This window comes from Rossellomorea vietnamensis (assembly GCF_008180415.1).
Classification (GTDB): Bacteria; Bacillota; Bacilli; order Bacillales; family Bacillaceae_B; genus Rossellomorea; species Rossellomorea vietnamensis_C.
In genome coordinates this window covers 131,873-152,522 of the sequence record NZ_VTEI01000001.1, presented here as the reverse complement: position 1 = coordinate 152,522, position 20,650 = coordinate 131,873, and the positions used below count along the sequence as shown (strand labels likewise).

Here is a 20,650-nt window from a genome sequence, read left to right as displayed (position 1 = left end):
AATTAATTGCTGATTTAGAGTTAAAGTAAGTTTTCCTTCACCGCCCCTTTTTGTATAAACCAGCCACACTCTTTACGAAAAGAGCTTTAATTTAAGACCAGCTTCCCAATAAAGGGTATCCTTTTAATGTCGTCTCTCCGGATGAGTTTTAAGAGAATGGAAAGAAAGATATACAAAATTGTTGTCAAAATGACTCCTGCGAGAAGGCGGAGTCCAAGCGGCATGCCTTGCATTATATTGGTATAAAGATAATGGCCGCCCAAACCTGTAAAAGCCATTACAACCACAAACTTTGCATAATCTCTTACATAAATGGTCATTGGGATGGTTTTTAAGATGGTTGCAAAATGCAAGAGAGTCACAAGCATCATTCCAGTTACAATGCCCAACGCCGCTCCGTTGATTCCGAAGGCGGGCTGGGAGGCCAGGACAAAGATGATGGCTGTCTTCACAATCGCACCGATAAGGCTGTTAATCATCGCTGCCCTTGCCAAATCCAATGCTTGAAGCACCGCTTGAAGAGGTCCTTGATAGTAATAGAAAAGGAAAAAGGGTGCCATGATCATAATGAACCCTGCTCCGCTGCTGCTGCCATACATGACGGTCATCAGCGGCTCCGCGAAGATAAATAATAAAACGACCGCAATGCCGCCGGTGATCAGGCAGAACCTCAGTGCCTGTGTCAGCCGGTGCTCAATCAGGACAAAGTTCTTTTGCTTATTTGCCTCACTGACGGCGGGCACCAGCGAAGTTGAAAGAGAAACTGTGATGAAGGACGGCAGAAATAGTAATGGAAGAGCGAAACCTGTCAATGATCCATACTGCTTGGTTGCGAGAGAAGTGGCAACACCCGCTAAAGCAAGGCTGTGTGCTACTACAATCGGCTCGAAAAACCAGGAGATGGACCCGATCATGCGGCTGCCTGTGGTTGGCAAGGCAACACTCATTAACTCATTAAAAGTGGAACGTCCCGATTTGACTGCACCGAAAAAATTGCGGCGGACTTTAAATTTTTTCTTTAACTTAAAAGCTGTAAACATATAGAGTAGAGAAGCCAATTCGCCCAATACGGAAGCAACCATCGCTGCGGCTGCCGCGTATTCAATCCCATATGGAAGAAAAGTCTTCGTCATGACAGCAATCAGGGATATCCGGACGACCTGCTCGATAACTTGGGAGATAGCGGCAGGTTTCATGTTCTGCCTTCCCTGGAAATAGCCCCGGATAACAGATGAAATTGCAACGATCGGAATAATTGGTGCTATCGCGACTAATGGGTAGTAGGTCCTTGGATCTGTAAAAAGTGTCTCCGATAAGTATGGGGCGAGCAAGATCAATGCAGGAGTAAAGATCATAGACAGGGAGACGGTGATGGCCAGCGAAACGGCAAGAATCTTTTTTACCTTTTTGAGGTCTCCTTGAACTTCAGCTTCAGCTACACTCTTTGAAATGGCAACAGGCAGTCCCATTTGTGTAATGGTAATAACGAGAATCAAGGTAGGGAATGCCATCATGAAGAGACCGACGCCTTCCTCACCGATGAACCTCGCCACTACTATCCTATTGATGAATCCGAGAATCCTGGTTATCAAGGCAGCACCCATTAAAATCATCGTGCCTTTCAAAAATTTGGACATTTCATTCCCTGCCTTCTCAAAAATCGTAATATCGTATACAATTATCTATATGCAGCAGGATGGACAAAGCATGACAAGTTGTTGGCAATTAGAAATGGAGCGGGGGAAATATATGAACGTTTTGAAACATCCGTACAGTCACTTTTATGATGATGTAGAGCCTGCACTGATCAGCAAGGTTGAGGAATTTGAAGTACTTGGCTATGGCAAAGCAACTGTTGAAAGCTTGTGGACATACCTGTTAAAGAAGAAATGGAAGAAACCGAAAGAGGAAATCAGGATGTTTGAATTAGTAAGTGACATTATGAGCGTCAAAGCAGGGGAATACATGAGCTTTGAAACGGTGGAAGCCTATCGTTCTCCCAATTGGTTCAGCGATTTGAATGAGGATGAACTGAAAGAATTGCTGAAGCCGAACAAGAAATCCTGAGATTTATTGGTATAATATTGAATTGACAGTAAATTGCTGCTAATTCATAATGGGAATATTGGTATAACTTTTAGGCATTTCGACTTGAAAATTTAATATCGAGGGGCACTGCCCTGTACATATGCAAGGAGGACTTATACATAATGGTAAAACGCAGTAGGATTGTCGCCTTTTTTATAATCGTTCTTTTATTGGGTGGATTAATAGGGGGCACAACAAACGACATCTTGAAAGACATTAAGCTTGGGTTGGATTTGCAGGGGGGCTTTGAAGTTCTCTATGATGTTCAATCACTGAATGGTGATGATGAAGAAATCACTAGTGAAACAGTTGCCAACACGGCTGATGCACTGGATAAACGGATCAATGTTCTCGGGGTAAGTGAACCGAACATCCAGATTGAAGACGGCAACAGAATCCGTGTGCAGCTTGCAGGCGTGGAAGATCAGAATCAGGCCAGGGAGATTCTTTCGACTCAGGCTAATCTGACTTTCCGGGATATTAATGATGAAGTGAGGCTTGATGGTTCCGACCTGGTCACAGGCGGTGCACAGCAGGCATTCGGCCAAAATAATGATCCATTAGTTTCTTTAGAACTGAAAGACCGCAGTAAATTTTATGATCTAACAACTGAGCTTTCCCAGCTGCCTTCTCCTGAAAACAGGCTGGTCATATGGCTTGACTTTGAAGAGGGAGTAGACTCCTATCAAGAGGAAATGAAAAAAGAGAATCCTAAATTTTTATCAGATCCTCAAGTTTCAGAACCTATTAACTCCAATGAAGTCCAAATTACTGGAAGCTTTACGATAGAAGAAGCCCAAGATCTGGCGGCGCTTCTCGATGCTGGTGCTCTTCCTGTAAAACTGGAAGAAGTCTATTCTACATCAGTAGGAGCCCAATTCGGTGAACAGGCAATGGATAAAACCGTGACGGCCGGAATCATCGGTATTGCGATTGTATTCTTATTCATGCTGATTTTCTACCGTTTCCCAGGATTCATAGCCATGATCACTCTCTCAGTGTACATATTCGTCATCCTGTGGGTATTTGACATGATGAACGGGGTTCTGACACTGCCGGGTATTGCCGCATTGATTCTCGGGGTCGGTATGGCTGTTGATGCCAACATCATCACGTATGAGCGAATCAAAGAAGAAATGAAGGTCGGAAAAAGTGTTCGTGCAGCCTTCCAGGCCGGGAACAAATCTTCCTTCATGACCATCCTGGACGCAAACGTGACGACCATTCTTGCCGGTGCTGTCCTGTTCTATTTCGGGACAAGTTCTGTTAAAGGGTTCGCGACAATGCTGATTGTCAGTATCCTGACCAGCTTCCTGACAGCGGTATGGGGATCACGCCTGCTGCTTGGGTTATGGGTCAACAGCGGTGCATTCAACAAGAAGCCGTCCTGGCTTGGAGTGAACCCTAAAGATATTAAAGATATCGCAGAAAACTATGATACATTAGATTTACCTACTGCTTATGATAAATTCGATTTTGCGAAACAACGAAAAAAATTCTTTGCGATATCAGGAGTATTGATAACTGCTGGTCTCGTCATTCTGGCTATTTTCAGATTGAACCTGGGCATTGACTTCGCTGCAGGAACCAGAATGGAAATCCTGTCTGAATCCGGATTGACTGCTGACAGCTTGACTGAAGAGCTTGAAGAGGCAGGATACCCATCCGATGAAATTGTTATTTCAGGTGACAATAACGAAATCGGGGTTGTCCGCTACAGTGACGTCTTGAATAAAGATGAAATTGCTGAACTGAAGGATTACTTCACAGAGGCGTATGATGCAGAACCAAATATCAGCACTGTGTCGCCGATTATCGGCGAGCAGCTTGCGCGAAACGCAATGCTTGCTGTAGCTATCGCATCGGTAGGGATTATTATTTATGTAACCCTTCGATTTGAGCTATCTATGGCCATCGGGGCGATTGCAGCCCTTCTGCATGACGCTTTCTTCATCATTGCGTTCTTCAGCTTGACGCGCCTTGAAGTTGATTTGACATTCATTGCAGCCGTCCTGACAATTGTTGGTTACTCAATCAATGATACGATTGTTACATTTGACAGGATGAGGGAAAATCTCCAGAAGAAGCGCAGACTGAAAACCGTCGAAGATATAGAAGAAGTCGTGAACAAAAGTTTACGCCAGACGCTTACCCGTTCTGTCAGCACTGTAATAACAGTAGTGTTTACGGTCATCGCTTTGATGATCTTCGGAAGTGAGTCTATCACGAACTTCTCGATCGCCTTGCTTGTCGGTTTGATTTCTGGTACCTATTCTTCCGTATTCATTGCTTCTCAAATTTGGCTTGTGCTGAAGAAGAGGGAATTGAAGAAAAAAGGGACAATCATTACCTTCAAAGAGAAAAAGAAAATTTCTGACGAACCACAAGTCTGATTCGATTGCTAAAGGACGAGTATGCCAGGCGGATGTGCCTGGAGTGCTCGTCCTTTTAAGCGTTTCAGGAGATAGTTTAGCGGTAAATGGGTTACAATAAAGTGGAATAAGGGGGGACAACTATGAGTACTGATGATCGTTTTAAAAAAGCTGAATTTGCCGCCTTGGTAGGCGTTGTAGGGAACATCCTGCTGGCAGGCATAAAATGGTGGGCAGGGGTTGCGGGAAACAGTAAAGCACTCATTGCCGATGCCGTCCATTCAGCCTCTGATGTCGCAGGCTCTTTCGCTGTTTACATAGGTCTTCGTGCAGCCAAACAGCCGCCGGACGAGGATCATCCATACGGGCATGGAAAGGCTGAATCCATCGCCGCCATCATTGTGGCTGTTCTTTTATTCTTAGTAGGAATTGAGATTGGGAAATCATCTATTGAATCGTTTTTTCAACCAATCCAACCGCCGACATCCATTGCGATCTATGCTGTCATCTTCTCGATAGTGGTCAAGGAAATAATGTTTCAGTATAAGTATAGATTGGGTAAAAAACTAAAAAGTGACGCCCTGATTGTCAATGCTTACGAGCATCGATCCGATGTTTATTCTTCTATCGCAGCTCTCGTGGGTATCGGCGCTGCCATGCTGGGAGGAATTTTTGGCATTGGTTGGCTGGAATACGGTGATCCGGTTGCAGGAGTGTTTGTTTCACTCCTCGTTTTGAGAATGGCGTGGAAATTAGGTGCTGAGTCAATCCATAATACTCTCGATCATGTCCTGCACGATGAAGATACACAGGAATTGAGACAATCAGTAAGTGAAGTAGAAGGAGTGCTGGCCATAAATGAACTGCACGCCAGGGAGCACGGACACTACCTCATAGTGGATTTGAAGATTAGTGTGGATCCGCATATTACTGTCGAAGAAGGCCATCGGGTAGGAAAAAAAGTAAAGAAAAGATTGTTGGAGGACCCTGATGTCCAAGATGTTTTCATACACATCAATCCATACAATGCGGAAGAGGCAGATGAAAAAGTAGACTTGTCGTAAGGGGAGAAAGCTGTGAAAATTCAATGGAATTTAATCTTAGGACTTATATTCGCTTTAATCGTCGCTATTTTTGCCGTCATTAACGTTGATCCCGTAAGAGTGAACTATCTTTTTGGTGAAGCTCAATGGCCGCTGATTTTGGTCATCATCGGATCAGTTCTTATGGGAGGGTTGATTGTCGGCTCCGTCGGGTTGTTTCGCCTGTTTGTGATCCAAAGAAAGCTTAAGGCACTGCAGAAAGAGAATGACCGATTAAAAGAAATGGCAGGAGATAGAGAACAGCCTGCCGACAGTGTCACAGCGCAAGACGGAATACAAGATAACGGAAACATTCATGAAGATAAAGAAACAAGAATGTAAGTTGTCTCCAGAAAAAACAAAATATGCAGAAAAAAGAGGATGAAATCGTTTATGATTTTGTCCTCTTTTTTGGCTGAAATAAAAGGTTTCGTTCAAAGAAAGGCTAAGGCAGATTGATATATTTAATTTTTAGGTTTACAGCTGTATTCTCCACTAAGGACATTACAGTGGATTGGTATGGAACCTCTGGCTATGTAGCGGTTAAACCTAATTTAAGTGGAGTAGAAGCGAGGTATACTAAACAAAGAAAAACAGAAGAAGACGTACCTCGCATCTGAAGCGAGATACAACAACCGAAGAAATATTGAAAATGTTCCCTCCCGCAACTGATATTATTGCAGTTGAAAAAACTTTTGCGAATAGAAAATAATGAGTCTTCATTTAGCACTTTCCATGTTTCTCTGATTGAAAGGCATACCCCCATTTTGTATAATAGGAAAGGCTGAGGGGTGAACGTATGTTAAAATCAAAATCACGTTGGTTAGTTAAAGACCATAGTGAAGCGCATAGTATTGAAATGCAGCAAAAGTTGAATCTGCCTCCTATCGTCAGTAAGCTTCTGGCGAACAGGGGGATACATGATATAGAAGAAGCGAAGGACTTTTTACATGGCGGGGAGCAGCCTTTCCATGATCCCTATTTAATGCTGGATATGGACAAAGCGGTAGAACGGGTAAAAAGAGCCATTGAATATGGAGAAGCGATTTTAATTTTCGGGGATTATGATGCAGACGGCGTCAGTTCAACTTCCACGATGATGCAAACGCTTCTTGATTTAGGTGCAGAAGCCCATTTTTATATACCAAACCGCTTCACAGAGGGCTACGGTCCTAATGAAAATGCTTTCCGCTGGGCAGCCGAGGAAGGATTCTCTTTAATTATCACAGTGGATACCGGAATAGCTGCAGTGAAAGAAGCTGGACTTGCCAAGGAACTGGGGATGGACCTGATCATCACTGATCACCATGAGCCGGGACCCCAGCTTCCTGAAGCATTAGCGATCCTTCACCCGAAAAGGGAAGGCAGTACATATCCTTTTGCCGACCTTGCTGGTGTAGGGGTAGCGTTTAAATTCGCTCATGCTCTGTACGGAGAATTCCCAGAGCATCTGCTTGATCTCGCAGCTATTGGGACCATAGCAGATCTTGTTCCGTTAAAAGGGGAAAACAGGGCTATCGCCAAACAAGGCCTGGCAAAGCTCCGGACAAGCAAGCGTCCTGGAATTGCAGCCCTTTGTAAAGCGGCCAATGCCCAGATGAACGAGATTACGGAAGAAACGGTCGGCTTTGCTATTGCACCGAGAATCAATGCTATCGGCAGACTGGGAGATGCGGACCCTGCAGTGGATTTGATGCTGTCTCAGGATATGGAAGAGTCCATGGCTATAGCCCAGGAAATCGACGGCATCAACAAAGAAAGGCAGAACATCGTTAATGAGATGACACAAGAGGCCGTTGAAATGGTTGAAACCGAGTTTCCTCTTTCCAGCAATTCTGTACTGGTTATTGGAAAAGAAGGCTGGAACTCTGGAGTAGTCGGTATTGTTGCTTCCAGGCTTGTTGAGAAATTTTACAGGCCGGTCATCGTGCTGAGCTTTGACAGTGAAAAAGGAATGGCAAAGGGCTCTGCCCGCAGTATTGCCGGGTTTGACCTATTTAAAAATCTTTCACAATGCCGCGAGCTTCTTCCCCATTTCGGAGGCCATCCAATGGCGGCCGGAATGACATTGGAGCTCGGGAATGTAGCAGAATTGAGAAACCGATTGAATGGGTATGCCAATGAACAGCTGACCGAGGAAGACTTCATTCCTCTCACAGAGCTGGATGCTTCTATCCGTCTTGAAGATGTGGATATTGAGACGATTGAGTCTCTGCAGATGCTTGCTCCATTCGGCATGGGGAATCCCAAGCCTAGACTGCTTATTGAAGGGGTTTCGATAGGTGGAATGAGAAAGATTGGCGGCAATCAGGACCATTTAAAGCTTTCCCTTCAGAAAGACGTCCACACCTTGGACAGTATTGGTTTCGGCATGGGTGAATTTGCCGATCACATTTCACCCCTTGCAGAATTATCGGTTATTGGTGAGCTTTCCATAAATGAATGGAATAATATCAGGAAGCCGCAGTTGTTTCTAAAAGATCTTACTGTGGCTCATTGGCAGCTCTTTGACATGAGGGGGATCAAGCCGTTCAAAAGATGGTTTGAAAAAGTACCTTCCCAGGACAGAAGAATCATCGCTTTTAATCAGGGAACGATTGACCGCCTTCCGGTTGGGGATTACCGCGATGACCTGCTATTGATTTCTTCCAGCGAAGAAGCAGAAGCTAATCTTCAGTCAACAAAGAGTATTGTACTGCTGGATCTGCCGCCTGCTGCAGAATGGCTGGAGACAGTGATGAGAAAGGCTGAACCTGAAAGAGTTTATGCCCACTTTGATCACGAGGAAGACCACTTTTTCAGCACTGTGCCGAAGCGTGAGCACTTTAAATGGTACTACGGCTTTCTCTTAAAGAGGGAGACTTTCGATCTCAAAAAACATGGCGGCCAGCTCGCTCAACATAAAGGCTGGTCAAAAGAAACAATCGAATTCATGTCAAAGGTGTTTTTTGAACTGGATTTTGTTACAATAAACAATGGATTAATTTCCGTCAATCCTGTAAAAGTTAAGAGAGATTTGGAAGAATCGATTACTTACCGGCAAAAGCAGGACCAATATAATCTAGAGAATGAATTGTTGTATTCATCTTATCAGGAACTCAAAAACTGGTTTGATAAGAAGACTGAAATGGTCTGCAACATATGAGGAGGACTTTTAAGCATGGACTTAAAACAATACGTAACAATCGTCGAGGATTGGCCGAAAGAGGGCATTAGATTCAAAGATATCACTACGTTGATGGATAACGGCGATGCGTATAGATATGCTACTGATAAAATCGTTGAATATGCAAAAGAAAAAGAAATCGATCTAATTGTCGGGCCTGAGGCAAGAGGCTTCATCATCGGCTGCCCGGTTGCTTATTCACTTGGGGTAGGATTTGCACCTGTCCGTAAGCCAGGCAAACTGCCGCGTGAAACGGTCAAAGTCGAGTACGGCCTTGAATATGGCAAAGACGCTCTGACAATTCATAAGGATGCCATCAAGCCAGGTCAGCGCGTCCTCATCACTGATGACCTGCTGGCTACCGGCGGAACAATTGAAGCCACTATCAAGCTGGTTGAAGAATTAGGCGGGATTGTTGCGGGTACTGCATTCCTTATCGAACTGACATACCTGGATGGCCGCGATAAGCTGGACGGCTATGATATCATGACACTTATGCAATACTAAGTTTTCTAACTGAATCGCACATATAAAAGGACTCGGCATGCCCAGTCCTTTTATTGTTTAATATAGACACCTCTTAGCTGGATGAATGCAATCTGGTTCTCCCGTCTGCTCACCGGCATCAACCCTCAGCTGATTCCCCTTTTCCTTGCTGTTAAAAATCAAATTTTACATATCTCGTAATAAAGGGAGCCATTGATAAAAGCGTTATTCGATTACAAACACTACTTTTAGAAAAACTTCTTAGTCAGCGGAGCTAATATACTTTCCGGATTGCAGGAATAAGTTTGTTACTATCGAAATTAAATTCAAGGACATTTGCCTGTCGGAGCTGATCAAGGCGCTTCCTCTTTATAATCAATCCAGCGCCTAGCTTCTCGGGGTCAAGTAACCCGAAGAGAATAAAAGGAAAGCCCGCCTTTTTTACTCTTGAGAACATTTGCCTGTCGGAGCTGTTCGGGCCGCTTCCACTTTATAATCAATCCAGTTTCAGCGCCTAGCCCTCGGGGTCAAATAACCTCAAGAGAAGAAAAGGGAAAACCGCCTTTTCTTCTCTTGAGAACATTTGCCTGTCGGGGCTGATCAAGGCGCTTCCACTTTATAATCAATCCAGTTCCAGCGGCCAGCTCCTCGGGGTCAAATAACCCGAAGAGAATAAAAGGGAAAACCTCCTTTTCTTCTCTTGAGAACATTTGCCTGTCGGGGCTGAACAAGGCGCTTCCACTTTTTAATCAATCCAGTTTCAGCGGCCAGCTCCTCGGGGTCAAATAACCCGAAGAGAATAAAAGGAAAGCCCGCCTTTTTTTCTCTTCGGAACATTTGCCTGTCGGAGCTGTTCGGGCCGCTTTCACTTTTTACGAAAGAAAGCGCTTTATTTTTAAATGGTAAATATTTTTCGACAAAAACAGCCTTTTTTAGGGGTGAGGGCTTTACATATCTTCTATTTTTTTTGATAATAGTATACAATACGCTTTTTTATTATGAACCTGAGTTCATTTTTCGTGCCGGGCCATTTATAATAGATAAAAACCGGGCTGAAAGATTGAATTTAATATATTGCAAAGGTGATTTTGCTGATGGCAAAAGATCAGATATTGACCCCTGAAGAGGTCGTAAAACGCACAAGTGAATATTTGACAGAAGAAGATGTCAAGCTTGTAAGAAAGGCATATGAGTTTGCTAAGGAAGCCCATAAAGAGCAATTCCGCAAGTCCGGCGAGCCATATATCATCCATCCGATCCAGGTAGCGGGAATCCTTGCAGATCTTGAGATGGATCCTTCTACGGTAGCCGCGGGATTTTTGCATGATGTTGTCGAAGATACCGGCATTACGCTTGAAGAGATGGAAAGCAACTTTGGAAAAGAAGTTGCCATGCTCGTCGACGGTGTCACAAAGCTTGGGAAGATCAAGTATAAATCCCAGGAAGAGCAGCAGGCAGAAAACCATAGGAAAATGTTTGTGGCTATGGCCCAGGACATCCGTGTCATCTTGATCAAGCTTGCAGACCGCCTCCATAATATGAGGACACTGAAGCATCTTCCCAGCGAAAAACAGAGGAGGATATCCAATGAGACGCTGGAAATCTTTGCTCCGCTGGCCCACAGGCTCGGGATTTCAAAAATCAAGTGGGAATTGGAAGATACGGCACTTCGTTACTTGAATCCACAGCAATACTACCGCATCGTCAATCTGATGAAAAAGAAAAGAGCGGAGCGGGAACAGTATTTGGAAGAAGTCATCGATGAAGTGAAAACAAGTATGAGCGAAGTGAATATCGAAGCTGATATATCAGGAAGGCCTAAGCATATATACAGCATATACAGAAAGATGGCTCTTCAGAATAAGCAGTTCAATGAGATCTATGATTTGCTCGCGGTGCGTATCGTTGTTGACAGTATTAAGGATTGTTATGCAGTCCTGGGAATCATCCATACCTGCTGGAAGCCGATGCCTGGCCGTTTCAAAGATTATATCGCCATGCCAAAACCAAATATGTATCAATCCCTGCATACAACGGTCATTGGCCCGAAAGGCGATCCTCTTGAAGTCCAGATCAGAACATCCGAGATGCATCAGATTGCAGAATACGGTGTTGCTGCTCACTGGGCGTATAAAGAAGGACAGAATGTCGATGAGAAAGCGACGCTGGAGAAGAAACTAACGTGGTTCAGGGAAATTCTTGAATTTCAAAATGAATCCGCCAATGCTGAAGAATTCATGGAGTCACTGAAAATCGACTTATTTTCTGATATGGTCTTTATTTTCACCCCTAAAGGCGATGTGATTGAACTGCCTGCTGGCTCAGTGCCGATAGACTTTGCTTACCGTATCCACTCGGAAATCGGGAACAAGACGATCGGGGCAAAAGTGAACGGAAAAATGGTGACCCTTGATTATAAGCTTCACACCGGGGATATTATTGAAATTCTTACTTCCAAGCATTCCTATGGTCCGAGCAAAGACTGGCTGAAGCTGGCGCAGACATCACAAGCGAAGAACAAAATCAAAACATTTTTCAAAAAACAGCAGCGTGAAGAAAACATTGAAAAGGGCAGGGAGCTTGTTGAAAAAGAAATCAAGAATCTTGAATTCGACCTTAAAGAAGTCCTGACTCCGGAAAATGTTTCCCGTGTATCGGAAAAATTCAACTTTTCAAATGAAGAGGATATGTACGCCGCGGTTGGCTACAGTGGTATTACGGCTGCTCAGATAGCGAACAGGCTGACAGAAAAGCTGAGAAAGAAACGCGATCAGGAAGAGTCCCTTGAGGATACTATTACCGAGCTGAAAGCACAGCCTGCTAAGCGCAAGCGGGATGCAGGAGTTCAAGTAAAAGGGATTGATAATCTCTTGATCAGGCTTTCCCGATGCTGTAATCCAGTTCCCGGAGATGAGATCATTGGATTCATAACCAAGGGCCGCGGCGTCTCTGTTCATCGATCAGACTGTACAAATGTATCAGCCGATAATGCAGAGCAGCGATTGATACCTGTTGAATGGGAAAGTGACTTTCCAAACCGCAAGGAATATAACGTGGATATTGAAATCTCCGGATTTGACCGCAGAGGCTTACTGAATGAAGTGCTTCAGGCAGTCAATGAAACGAAGACCAATATCTCTGCAGTGAGCGGGAAATCTGACCGAAACAAAATGGCAACGATTAATATGTCAATCTCTATTCAAAATATTTCCCACTTGCATAGAGTGGTAGAAAGAATCAAGCAGATTTCAGATATCTATGCTGTTAGAAGGATCATGAACTAAGGAGTTTTAAATGAAATGAAAGTAGTACTTCAACGAAGCCGTGAAGCCTCTGTGACTGCAGAAGGAAAATTGAGCGGTGAAATCAAATCGGGTTTTGTGCTGCTGGTTGGTGTCACTCATGAAGACGACAAAAAAGATGCAGACTGGCTGGCTGATAAAATTGTAAACCTCCGAGTGTTTGAAGATGAAGAAGGAAAAATGAATCGATCTCTTCTTGATGCGGGAGGAGAGATCCTTTCTGTTTCTCAATTCACATTGTATGGTGATTGCAGAAAAGGCAGGCGTCCTAACTTCATGGGTGCGGCTAAGCCGCAGCAGGCAGAAGAGATTTATGACTACTTCAATGAACAATTAACAAGAAAAGGGGTCAAGGTGGAAACAGGTGTCTTCGGCAGCATGATGGATGTGAAGCTGACGAATGACGGCCCTGTAACCTTGATTATTGAGAGTCCATGATATGATATAAAAAGGGATGAAGATTAATACTCTTCATCCCTTTTTATGGCCCTGAAAACTTTCTAGCTATGCAGGGGGTTCTAGATAGCTTACAGCGAGGTATTAAAGCAGGTTTCCCTGGGGATTCATTTCAGCAGAAAGTATGTCTGTGAAGGATATGAATAAGCCTATAAAAATAAGCGGAATTTTTCCGCTTAAGCTGGGGATTATAATTGATTTTGGGGTATATAAGCGGAATGTTTCCCCTTAAGCACAGTGACATGAACCATTTTCGCATGTTTTAGGAGAATAAGGGGAATTCCTCCGCTTAATTTAACTGTTTCTCGTGCAATTTCTTAAATAAGTGGAATTTCTCCCCTTATTTCTTGAAAAACTTCATAGAGAATAAATTGCTAGAGACGATATATTCAGATGCCTCCAGCCGCAGAAAAAACCACCAATGCGCGCACTGGTGGTTTTGATTTACTGTTTATAAAAAGATAAGCCCCTTCAAACTTTCAGCGTACCGGGCTGAGTATGTTACCTTAGAGCTTGCGTTTTTTTATTCAGAAAAATACTCATCCAATCCATTATAGATACTTCTTGCAGCCATATCCTGAAAACTGTGTGTCCTCGTCAATGCTTCCTCTGATGGATTGCTGAGGTATCCCAATTCCAATAGTACAGCAGGCTGTTTGTTTTCCCTTATTACAAAATAATCCCCTTGCTTCAGCCCTCTGTTTCTTGATGAGAGACTTTTGACCAGGCTGCCTAGAACTGTTTGAGATAGTTCCTTTTGATATTGATGATAATAATAGGCGGTATATCCTTTAACGGATGAATCACTAATACTGTCATAGTGTATGCTGATGAAAGCATCGCTATCGTGGTAATGTGCCAGGGCAACCCTGGTGTTAAGAGAGGAGTATGAATCGTCATTTCTTGTTAGAATTACATCGGCACCAGCCTTCTTCAGCAGATCATAGAGTATTTGAGAGGTGGACAGCGTAAGATCTTTCTCAAATGTGCCTCTATAGCCGATGGTCCCGCTGTCACGGCCGCCATGACCCGGGTCGATCAGGATGGTCTTTCCTTTAAGGCCTCCACTTTTCGGCTTGTTTACAGGCGCTGAATCCGAAGATCCAGACACAGAAACAATCCAGCTTGCTACAAATCCCGTTTGTCCATTTTTTAACGAAACTTCATACCATTCTCCTGTCTTTTTCTTGATAGGAAAAGTTTCTCCTGAAGAAGCCCTGGCAACGATTGCTGAATTAGTAAACGCTGAGCTTCTTAAATTCGTTCCGTTATAAAGAATTTGAACCTCTTCCGCTTTGCGGGTGCTCTGTTGTTTTTGAGGTTTTTCTGCAACTGTTTTTTCCATATACCAACCAGCAGCCCATCCTGTTTTCCCACCCTTGAGCGAAAGCTTGTACCAATTATTTTTTTCTTCAAGGATTTCATATACCTCGCCTTGTTTGACTGAACCGACTACTTTCCCATTTAGATTGGCATTTTCCCTGATGTTTAAGGAGTTAATTATAACTTTTCCGTAAGAAACCTGATTAGCGGGCGGTTTGCTGGCTGACGATGGTTTTTCTATGTACTGGCTGCTTACCCATCCTTCAATACCGCCGAATTCAATGCGGAACCATCCTGATACACTTCCGGTGACCGAAACTTTATCTCCTTTGTTCAATTTTCCGATGATGCTGCCATGGAGTCCCGGTGAATTTCGGACATTTAACGAATTGTCGGTTGATATGCCAGTCCAATTATCAGGCTGCACGTTACTCACTGTCTCAGAATCCTCTGTTTCGGGAGCATCCCCTGCTATGTAATCTTTGTGGACCCATCCTGCAATTGAGCCTGCAGAAATCTTATACCAGTTCCCTTGTTCCTCTGTGATACTGACTTCTTCTCCATTATTCAGGGCCGCAACGACTGAGTAGTTTGTACCGGCACCATCTCTGACTCTAAGTCCATCTTCGGTGACAGTCCCTTTCTTGGCACTTGAGCCAGCCTTAAGCGTAACCAGCCAGTTGGCGACCCATCCTGTTTTGGAGGAATTCAACTTGATTTCGTACCAGTCGTTCTCACTGGAAACGACTTGGAACTCATCTCCCTTATGTACTTGTTTGGCTACTGAAAAACTCAGGCCCGGACCGTTCCTGACATTCAGCGATTCAGTATTGATGATGATGGCCTTTTCCTGTGCAATAGCTTTTTCAGCATTTAGCGCAGGCATCGAGTTCATCAGCAAAAAAGAAACGATGAATGAGTAAAGTAATTTTTTGATTAAAAACACCACCTGATTTGCGGGATATTTATCCAGTATAGTCTATGAAATAATTCTTCGTAAATAAGAAAAATCCTTTTAGATGAAAGAAATTTCTCTGGTTTGGAAATGATATGTAACAAGATAAGAGGAAAGGGTGGGTACCAGATGAGAGCGAGTGAAAAAGGCTTGAGCAGTTTCAACGGGGAGAATCAGCTGTTTGGCGTCAACTTCCATAGTTTCTTGGAAAAAGAGAAGAATGCCGACAGCTATGAATTGGCTTCAGAATTCGGGTTAACCTTGGCAGGGGTCCGTCAATTAAAAAAGAAAATGGAACGGTCGTAAATATTTGTAGAATCCCTTGACAACTCAGTGAGCCATCCGTATTATTATAGAAATAAAATAACTATACGAACTATACTGTTGATGGAGCATAGTAACTGAAATAACAGGTGTAAAGAGAGGAAATGCCTCGGCTGAAAGCATTTCTGCATACTGGTTCAGTGAATGAACACTCCGGAGGATTCCTGCTGAACGATTTATATCCAAGGCGGGAACGTACCAGGCGTTAACTGGCTAAGTGGAAGCAATTCATTGCTTCAATTAGGGTGGCACCACGGGAATCCAAAGCTCTCGTCCCTTGTATATTTTACAAGGGATGGAGGGCTTTTTTTATTGGTTTTTTCCAAAGTGTGGGAAAATTATTTGTTAATCAGGGAAGGGGTTCCATTTTATGTCTATTCAAATTCCTCGCGGTACGCAGGATATACTGCCGTCAGATTCAGTCAAATGGCAGTATGTTGAAAAAACAGCAGCCGATATCTGTTCAAACTATCAATATGAAGAAATCCGCACACCAATCTTTGAATTAAGCGAATTATTCTTGAGAGGTGTGGGCGATACGACAGACATCGTCCAGAAAGAGATGTATGTTTTTGAAGATCAGGGTGGAAGAAGCCTTGCTTTAAGGCCTGAAGGAACAGCTTCAGTTGTGCGCTCTTATGTACAGAATAAAATGTTTGGCTATGCCGGCCAGCCTGTCAAACTGTTCTACACTGGACCGATGTTCCGTTATGAGAGACCACAGGCAGGACGCTACCGCCAGTTTGTACAATTCGGGATTGAAGCGTTGGGTAGTGAAGATCCTTCTATTGACGCAGAAGTCATTTCGGTTGCAATGGAAATTTACAGTAAGCTTGGTTTGAAAGAGCTAAAACTTGTGATCAATACACTGGGAGATAATGAAAGCCGTAACGCGCATCGTGAAGCACTGATGGCTCACTTCCAGCCGCGGATCGGCGAGTTCTGCAGCGACTGCCAGAACCGGCTCGCGAAGAATCCATTAAGAATTTTGGACTGTAAGAAAGACTGTGATCACGAATTGATGAAAACTGCACCTTCTATTTTAGATTTTCTGAATGAAGAATCGAAACAATATTTTGAAAAAGTACAAAAATACTTGAAAGCAATGGAAATTCCTTTTGAAGTGGATCCAACACTCGTGAGGGGGCTGGATTATTATAATCATACCGCATTTGAAATCATGAGCAAGGCTGAAGGTTTTGGTGCCATCACCACTTTATGCGGCGGCGGCCGTTACAATGGCCTTGTTGAAATGATTGGCGGACCTGAAACGCCTGGTATCGGATTCGCTTTCAGCATCGAACGGCTGTTGTCCGCTCTGGAAGCAGAGGGAGTGGAATTGCCGGTCGAGCCTGAAATGGACTGCTACATCGTCACGATGGGAGAAGAAGCGAAGGATTATTCAGTGAAACTGCTGCATAAGCTTCGCCAGGCCGGACTATCGGCAGAGAAGGATTATCTTGACCGCAAAGTAAAGGCACAGTTCAAATCTGCCGACAGAATGAATGCCAAGCTTGTAGCTGTGCTGGGTGAAGATGAGTTGAAAGAAAACAAAATCAATCTGAAGGACATGAGCACAGGTGAACAAAAGCTGGTAGATTTAGATGTATTTGTTGAAGAGGTTAAAAACCATCGCGGTTAAGGAGGAGTAGCATATGAGAAGAACAGTATATTGCGGAGAAGTGACTGAGAAATTCATCGGTGAAAAAGTGACACTAAAGGGATGGGTGCAAAAACGGAGAGATCTTGGCGGCTTGATTTTCATCGATTTGAGGGACCGGAAAGGCATCGTTCAAATAGTTTTCAACCCGGAAACATCAAGCGAGGCATTGGCTTCTGCTGAAAAAATCAGGAACGAATTCGTTCTTTCTGTAACCGGCATTGTTTCAGCAAGGGAAGAAGGAACAGTGAATGAAAATCTTAAGACCGGCAAAATTGAAATCCATGTGGAAGAAGTGGAAATCATCAATGAAGCCAAGACACCCCCATTTGTCATTGGAGATGGAAAAGAGGTTTCTGAGGAACTTCGATTAAAGTACCGCTACCTGGATCTAAGAAGAAAAGCGATGCTGGACACGTTCCAGATGAGAAGCGATGTAACCAAGTCATTTCGTGACTTCTTAAGTGAAAATGATTTCCTAGATGTCGAAACGCCGATCCTGACTAAGAGCACTCCGGAAGGCGCCCGTGATTACCTGGTTCCAAGCAGAGTGCACCCTGGTGAATTTTACGCACTGCCTCAGTCGCCGCAAATTTTTAAACAGCTGCTGATGGTATCCGGCTTCGACCGCTACTACCAAATTGCCCGCTGCTTCCGCGATGAAGATTTACGTGCTGACCGCCAGCCGGAATTCACTCAGATTGATATCGAAATGAGTTTCATGGATCAAGAGGAAATCATCGCGCTGGTTGAAAAGATGATGCAGAAGCTGATGAAGGACGTAAAAGGAATGAACATCACTGAGGCATTTCCTCGGATGACTTACCAGGATGCCATGAGCCGGTATGGTTCAGATAAACCGGATACTCGTTTCGCTATGGAGCTGGTCGATGTTTCTGAATCAGTTAAAGATTCAGGGTTCAAAGTATTCGCCAGCACAGTTGCCAACGGCGGAGAGGTTAAATTGATTAATGTTAAGGGAGGAGCTGAAAAGTACTCCCGCAAAGACATAGATGGATTGACTGAATTCACAAGCCGTTACGGAGCAAAAGGCCTTGCTTGGATGAAAGTTGAAGAAGCAGAATTAAAAGGGCCGATTTCAAAATTCTTCTCTCCTGAAGAACAATCTTCTTTAAGAGAGTATGCATCTGCTCAACAAGGCGACCTCCTGCTGTTTGTGGCTGACAAAAAATCAGTTGTTGCAGACGCACTGGGTGCTTTGAGAATGAAACTGGGAAAAGAATTGGGTCTAATCGACGAAAGCAAGTTCAACTTCCTATGGGTGACAGACTGGCCGCTGCTTGAGTATGATGAGGAAGATGGACGCTACTATGCTGCCCATCATCCATTCACAATGCCGGTAAGAAGTGAAGTGGAGATGCTTGAGACAGAGCCGGCCAAAGTCCGCGCTCAAGCATACGACCTTGTTCTGAATGGCTACGAGCTCGGCGGAGGATCACTTCGTATCTATGAGCGTGACGTTCAGGAAAAAATGTTTGAAGTCCTTGGTTTCTCTAAGGAAGAGGCTCAGGAACAATTCGGCTTCTTGCTGGAAGCTTTTGAATACGGCACACCTCCTCATGGGGGAATTGCACTTGGACTAGACAGGCTGGTAATGCTTCTCGCCGGCAGAAGCAATCTAAGGGACACAATTGCTTTCCCTAAAACAGCGAGCGCAAGTGATCTGCTGACAGCCGCTCCAAGTGAAGTAGATACAGCCCAGCTGGACGAACTTGGGTTAAGACTGAAAAATGGTGAATAAGACCTAACCGGTTAAAATTGATATTAATTGATAATTGTGATATTATTTTTATAACATCTTAACAAAGTCCTGATGTGTTCGTTGTTTTACCTATTAGTTTTGACCGAACATTTCTATCTACGGGAGCCTGACGTTTTCAAGCGGCGTTAATGCCTCTGGCTGGAGGACTAATAAAGCTATGGAACAAGGCACCCACCTGCTGAGTGCGGGTTCAAAACGATAGATCCTCAGCGACGGCACGATCGGGACTTTGTTAAACTACTATATTGAATGTTACTGCCTCTTGCTTCGGCAAGGGGTTTTTTTGTGTATTCTGAGGGTAAAATGAAGATGTAGTGCAGTAAGTATGATATTTTTTCTGGTTTAGGTTTATGGATATATATGAGTGAATGAAATTATGGAGAAAAGCTTGAAAGTTGGCCCGCATCGGTCAGTATATAGAATTTTTGGCTGAGATATGTCTGAAGTCGGTTCCACTTCGGTCAGGAGAGAGTATTATTAAGTGGGTTCTGACCGAAGCCGAAGAGGCCGGGTTCCCGCCCCGCGGAGTCGTGCGCCTGGAACGGAAGTCAATGTACCCTTTAATTACAATAATAGTCTTTAACAGAGCCATTTGAAAAAATGCTTTAGAAACATTATTCCTATAGGATAGGTTGCATTAAAGCGGACCATCGTTTATTCTTATTTCAGTAATCATACATTGAAACTTCTTATAACGGAGATGATTTAATTGTTACACCAGTTTTCGCGAAATGAATTAGCAATCGGTAAGGAAGGCTTGGATATTATGAAGAACAGCACTGTGGCTGTTCTGGGAATCGGCGGTGTCGGCTCTTTTGCAGCTGAAGCTCTTGCACGTTCTGGAGTAGGGCGGCTTGTTCTTGTAGATAAAGATGATGTGGATATAACGAATATCAACAGGCAGCTTCACGCCCTGCTTTCAACAGTCGGCAAGCCTAAAGCAGATCTCATGAAAGAACGCATAAAGGATATCAATCCAGAGTGTGAAGTGATTTCTTTGAAAATGTTCTATACAGAAGAAACCTATGAGGAGTTCTTCAGTTATGGCTTGGATTTTGTTGTGGATGCCTCTGACACTATCTCGTATAAGATTCATCTTATAAAAGAATGCCTCCAGAGGGACATCCCGTTGATCTCTTCCATGGGAGCAGCCAATAAGACGGATCCTACACGTTTTATGATTAAGGATATTTCCAAAACACATACAGATCCAATTGCCAAAGTAATTCGTACCCGGTTAAGAAAAGAAGGAATCCACAAAGGGGTTAAGGTTATCTTTTCAGATGAGAGCCCGATTGTCATCAGAGAGGAAATCAGGCAGGAAGTCGGTAAAGAAGATGCGAAGATCAGGAAGGCAAAGATTCCGCCGTCCTCAAACGCATTTGTTCCTTCAGTGGCCGGGTTGATTGCTGCAAGCCATGTGATCAGTGAACTTCTTTCTTCCATCGAAATTAAAAGAGTAAATGATTGATGCAAAAAAGCTGCCATTGGCAGCTTTTTTTTAGAATCTTTTTTTAAACATTCATATGAATTTTGATATGATCGCCTTAATAGAGCGAAAATAACCTTGTAAGCTGAAAGAAGAGAGTAAGTAACTAGCATGGTGATTAGAGCGAAAAAACCCTGCTCCAGCCAATCTTCCTTCTTAGAAAG

The 20,650-nt window shown here is 43.7% G+C and carries 15 protein-coding genes, 1 other RNA gene and 1 other annotated feature; of the genes, 13 read left to right on the top strand and 3 right to left on the bottom strand.

The window, feature by feature from the left end:
• Positions 1-86 precede the first annotated feature (86 nt).
• Positions 87-1,637 carry a stage V sporulation protein B gene (gene spoVB / locus FZC78_RS00750; protein ID WP_148937788.1) on the bottom strand — a complete coding sequence of 517 codons (1,551 nt, stop codon included), beginning with the start codon at positions 1,635-1,637 and terminating at the stop codon, positions 87-89.
• Between the two features lie 70 nt (positions 1,638-1,707).
• Here spoVB and FZC78_RS00745 point away from each other — a divergent pair, with 70 nt between their 5' ends.
• The 6 genes from FZC78_RS00745 to FZC78_RS00720 all read left to right on the top strand — a co-directional run bounded on the left by FZC78_RS00745 (position 1,708) and on the right by FZC78_RS00720 (position 9,215).
• Positions 1,708-2,067 (top strand): post-transcriptional regulator, encoded by a 360-nt coding sequence (locus FZC78_RS00745; RefSeq protein ID WP_252183460.1) that lies wholly within the window; start codon positions 1,708-1,710, stop codon positions 2,065-2,067.
• A gap of 143 nt (positions 2,068-2,210) precedes the next feature.
• Positions 2,211-4,481 (top strand): protein translocase subunit SecDF, encoded by a 2,271-nt coding sequence (gene secDF / locus FZC78_RS00740; protein ID WP_148937787.1) that lies wholly within the window; start codon positions 2,211-2,213, stop codon positions 4,479-4,481.
• A 122-nt stretch (positions 4,482-4,603) separates the two neighbouring features.
• Positions 4,604-5,524: a cation diffusion facilitator family transporter gene (locus FZC78_RS00735; RefSeq protein ID WP_148937786.1), complete on the top strand. Its 921-nt coding sequence runs from the start codon at positions 4,604-4,606 to the stop codon at positions 5,522-5,524.
• Between the two features lie 12 nt (positions 5,525-5,536).
• Entirely contained in the window at positions 5,537-5,884 is a 348-nt protein-coding gene (locus FZC78_RS00730) for a LapA family protein (protein WP_252183459.1), read from the top strand.
• 457 nt (positions 5,885-6,341) lie between these two features.
• Complete coding sequence (recJ, locus tag FZC78_RS00725; RefSeq protein WP_148937785.1) at positions 6,342-8,687, top strand: single-stranded-DNA-specific exonuclease RecJ; 2,346 nt, start codon at positions 6,342-6,344, stop codon at positions 8,685-8,687.
• Positions 8,688-8,702: 15 nt separating this feature from the next.
• Positions 8,703-9,215 (top strand): adenine phosphoribosyltransferase, encoded by a 513-nt coding sequence (locus FZC78_RS00720; protein WP_148937784.1) that lies wholly within the window; start codon positions 8,703-8,705, stop codon positions 9,213-9,215.
• Between the two features lie 506 nt (positions 9,216-9,721).
• Here FZC78_RS00720 and FZC78_RS00710 read toward each other — a convergent pair.
• Positions 9,722-9,925: a hypothetical protein gene (locus FZC78_RS00710; RefSeq protein WP_148937783.1), complete on the bottom strand. Its 204-nt coding sequence runs from the start codon at positions 9,923-9,925 to the stop codon at positions 9,722-9,724.
• A 363-nt stretch (positions 9,926-10,288) separates the two neighbouring features.
• On the opposite strand from FZC78_RS00710, the gene FZC78_RS00705 reads away from it, so the two are divergent.
• Complete coding sequence (locus tag FZC78_RS00705) at positions 10,289-12,478, top strand: RelA/SpoT family protein (protein ID WP_148937782.1); 2,190 nt, start codon at positions 10,289-10,291, stop codon at positions 12,476-12,478.
• A 15-nt stretch (positions 12,479-12,493) separates the two neighbouring features.
• Entirely contained in the window at positions 12,494-12,934 is a 441-nt protein-coding gene (gene dtd / locus FZC78_RS00700) for a D-aminoacyl-tRNA deacylase (protein ID WP_148937781.1), read from the top strand.
• A 541-nt stretch (positions 12,935-13,475) separates the two neighbouring features.
• On the opposite strand, the gene FZC78_RS00695 is transcribed toward dtd, so the two are convergent.
• On the bottom strand, positions 13,476-15,161 hold the full coding sequence (locus FZC78_RS00695; RefSeq protein ID WP_187444752.1) for an SH3 domain-containing protein: 1,686 nt from the start codon (positions 15,159-15,161) through the stop codon (positions 13,476-13,478).
• A gap of 198 nt (positions 15,162-15,359) precedes the next feature.
• On the opposite strand from FZC78_RS00695, the gene FZC78_RS00690 reads away from it, so the two are divergent.
• The 5 genes from FZC78_RS00690 (at position 15,360) to FZC78_RS00670 (ending at position 20,468) form a co-directional block, all read left to right on the top strand.
• The gene (locus tag FZC78_RS00690; RefSeq protein ID WP_148937779.1) at positions 15,360-15,536 is read left to right on the top strand and encodes an RNA polymerase subunit sigma-70; all 177 of its coding nucleotides are present in this window, start codon (positions 15,360-15,362) and stop codon (positions 15,534-15,536) included.
• 69 nt (positions 15,537-15,605) lie between these two features.
• Positions 15,606-15,835, top strand: a binding site (T-box leader).
• A gap of 89 nt (positions 15,836-15,924) precedes the next feature.
• The gene (gene hisS / locus FZC78_RS00685) at positions 15,925-17,196 is read left to right on the top strand and encodes a histidine--tRNA ligase (protein ID WP_148937778.1); all 1,272 of its coding nucleotides are present in this window, start codon (positions 15,925-15,927) and stop codon (positions 17,194-17,196) included.
• Between the two features lie 13 nt (positions 17,197-17,209).
• Complete coding sequence (gene aspS / locus FZC78_RS00680; RefSeq protein WP_148937777.1) at positions 17,210-18,976, top strand: aspartate--tRNA ligase; 1,767 nt, start codon at positions 17,210-17,212, stop codon at positions 18,974-18,976.
• A gap of 63 nt (positions 18,977-19,039) precedes the next feature.
• A non-coding RNA gene (ssrS, locus tag FZC78_RS00675) (6S RNA) lies at positions 19,040-19,229 on the top strand.
• 477 nt (positions 19,230-19,706) lie between these two features.
• Positions 19,707-20,468, top strand: a complete 762-nt coding sequence (locus tag FZC78_RS00670) for a tRNA threonylcarbamoyladenosine dehydratase (RefSeq protein ID WP_148937776.1) — start codon at positions 19,707-19,709, stop codon at positions 20,466-20,468.
• Positions 20,469-20,650: the final 182 nt, after the last annotated feature.

What these genes read in the sequence shown, in the direction of transcription:
- recJ (WP_148937785.1), top strand. Translation starts at nt 6,342, where the DNA reads ATGTTAAAATCAAAATCACGTTGGTTAGTTAAAGACCATAGTGAAGCG.
- spoVB (WP_148937788.1), bottom strand. Translation starts at nt 1,637, where the DNA reads ATGTCCAAATTTTTGAAAGGCACGATGATTTTAATGGGTGCTGCCTTG.
- FZC78_RS00705 (WP_148937782.1), top strand. Translation starts at nt 10,289, where the DNA reads ATGGCAAAAGATCAGATATTGACCCCTGAAGAGGTCGTAAAACGCACA.
- hisS (WP_148937778.1), top strand. Translation starts at nt 15,925, where the DNA reads ATGTCTATTCAAATTCCTCGCGGTACGCAGGATATACTGCCGTCAGAT.
- FZC78_RS00695 (WP_187444752.1), bottom strand. Translation starts at nt 15,161, where the DNA reads ATGCCTGCGCTAAATGCTGAAAAAGCTATTGCACAGGAAAAGGCCATC.
- FZC78_RS00735 (WP_148937786.1), top strand. Translation starts at nt 4,604, where the DNA reads ATGAGTACTGATGATCGTTTTAAAAAAGCTGAATTTGCCGCCTTGGTA.
- FZC78_RS00720 (WP_148937784.1), top strand. Translation starts at nt 8,703, where the DNA reads ATGGACTTAAAACAATACGTAACAATCGTCGAGGATTGGCCGAAAGAG.
- aspS (WP_148937777.1), top strand. Translation starts at nt 17,210, where the DNA reads ATGAGAAGAACAGTATATTGCGGAGAAGTGACTGAGAAATTCATCGGT.
- dtd (WP_148937781.1), top strand. Translation starts at nt 12,494, where the DNA reads ATGAAAGTAGTACTTCAACGAAGCCGTGAAGCCTCTGTGACTGCAGAA.
- FZC78_RS00745 (WP_252183460.1), top strand. Translation starts at nt 1,708, where the DNA reads ATGACAAGTTGTTGGCAATTAGAAATGGAGCGGGGGAAATATATGAAC.
- secDF (WP_148937787.1), top strand. Translation starts at nt 2,211, where the DNA reads ATGGTAAAACGCAGTAGGATTGTCGCCTTTTTTATAATCGTTCTTTTA.
- FZC78_RS00690 (WP_148937779.1), top strand. Translation starts at nt 15,360, where the DNA reads ATGAGAGCGAGTGAAAAAGGCTTGAGCAGTTTCAACGGGGAGAATCAG.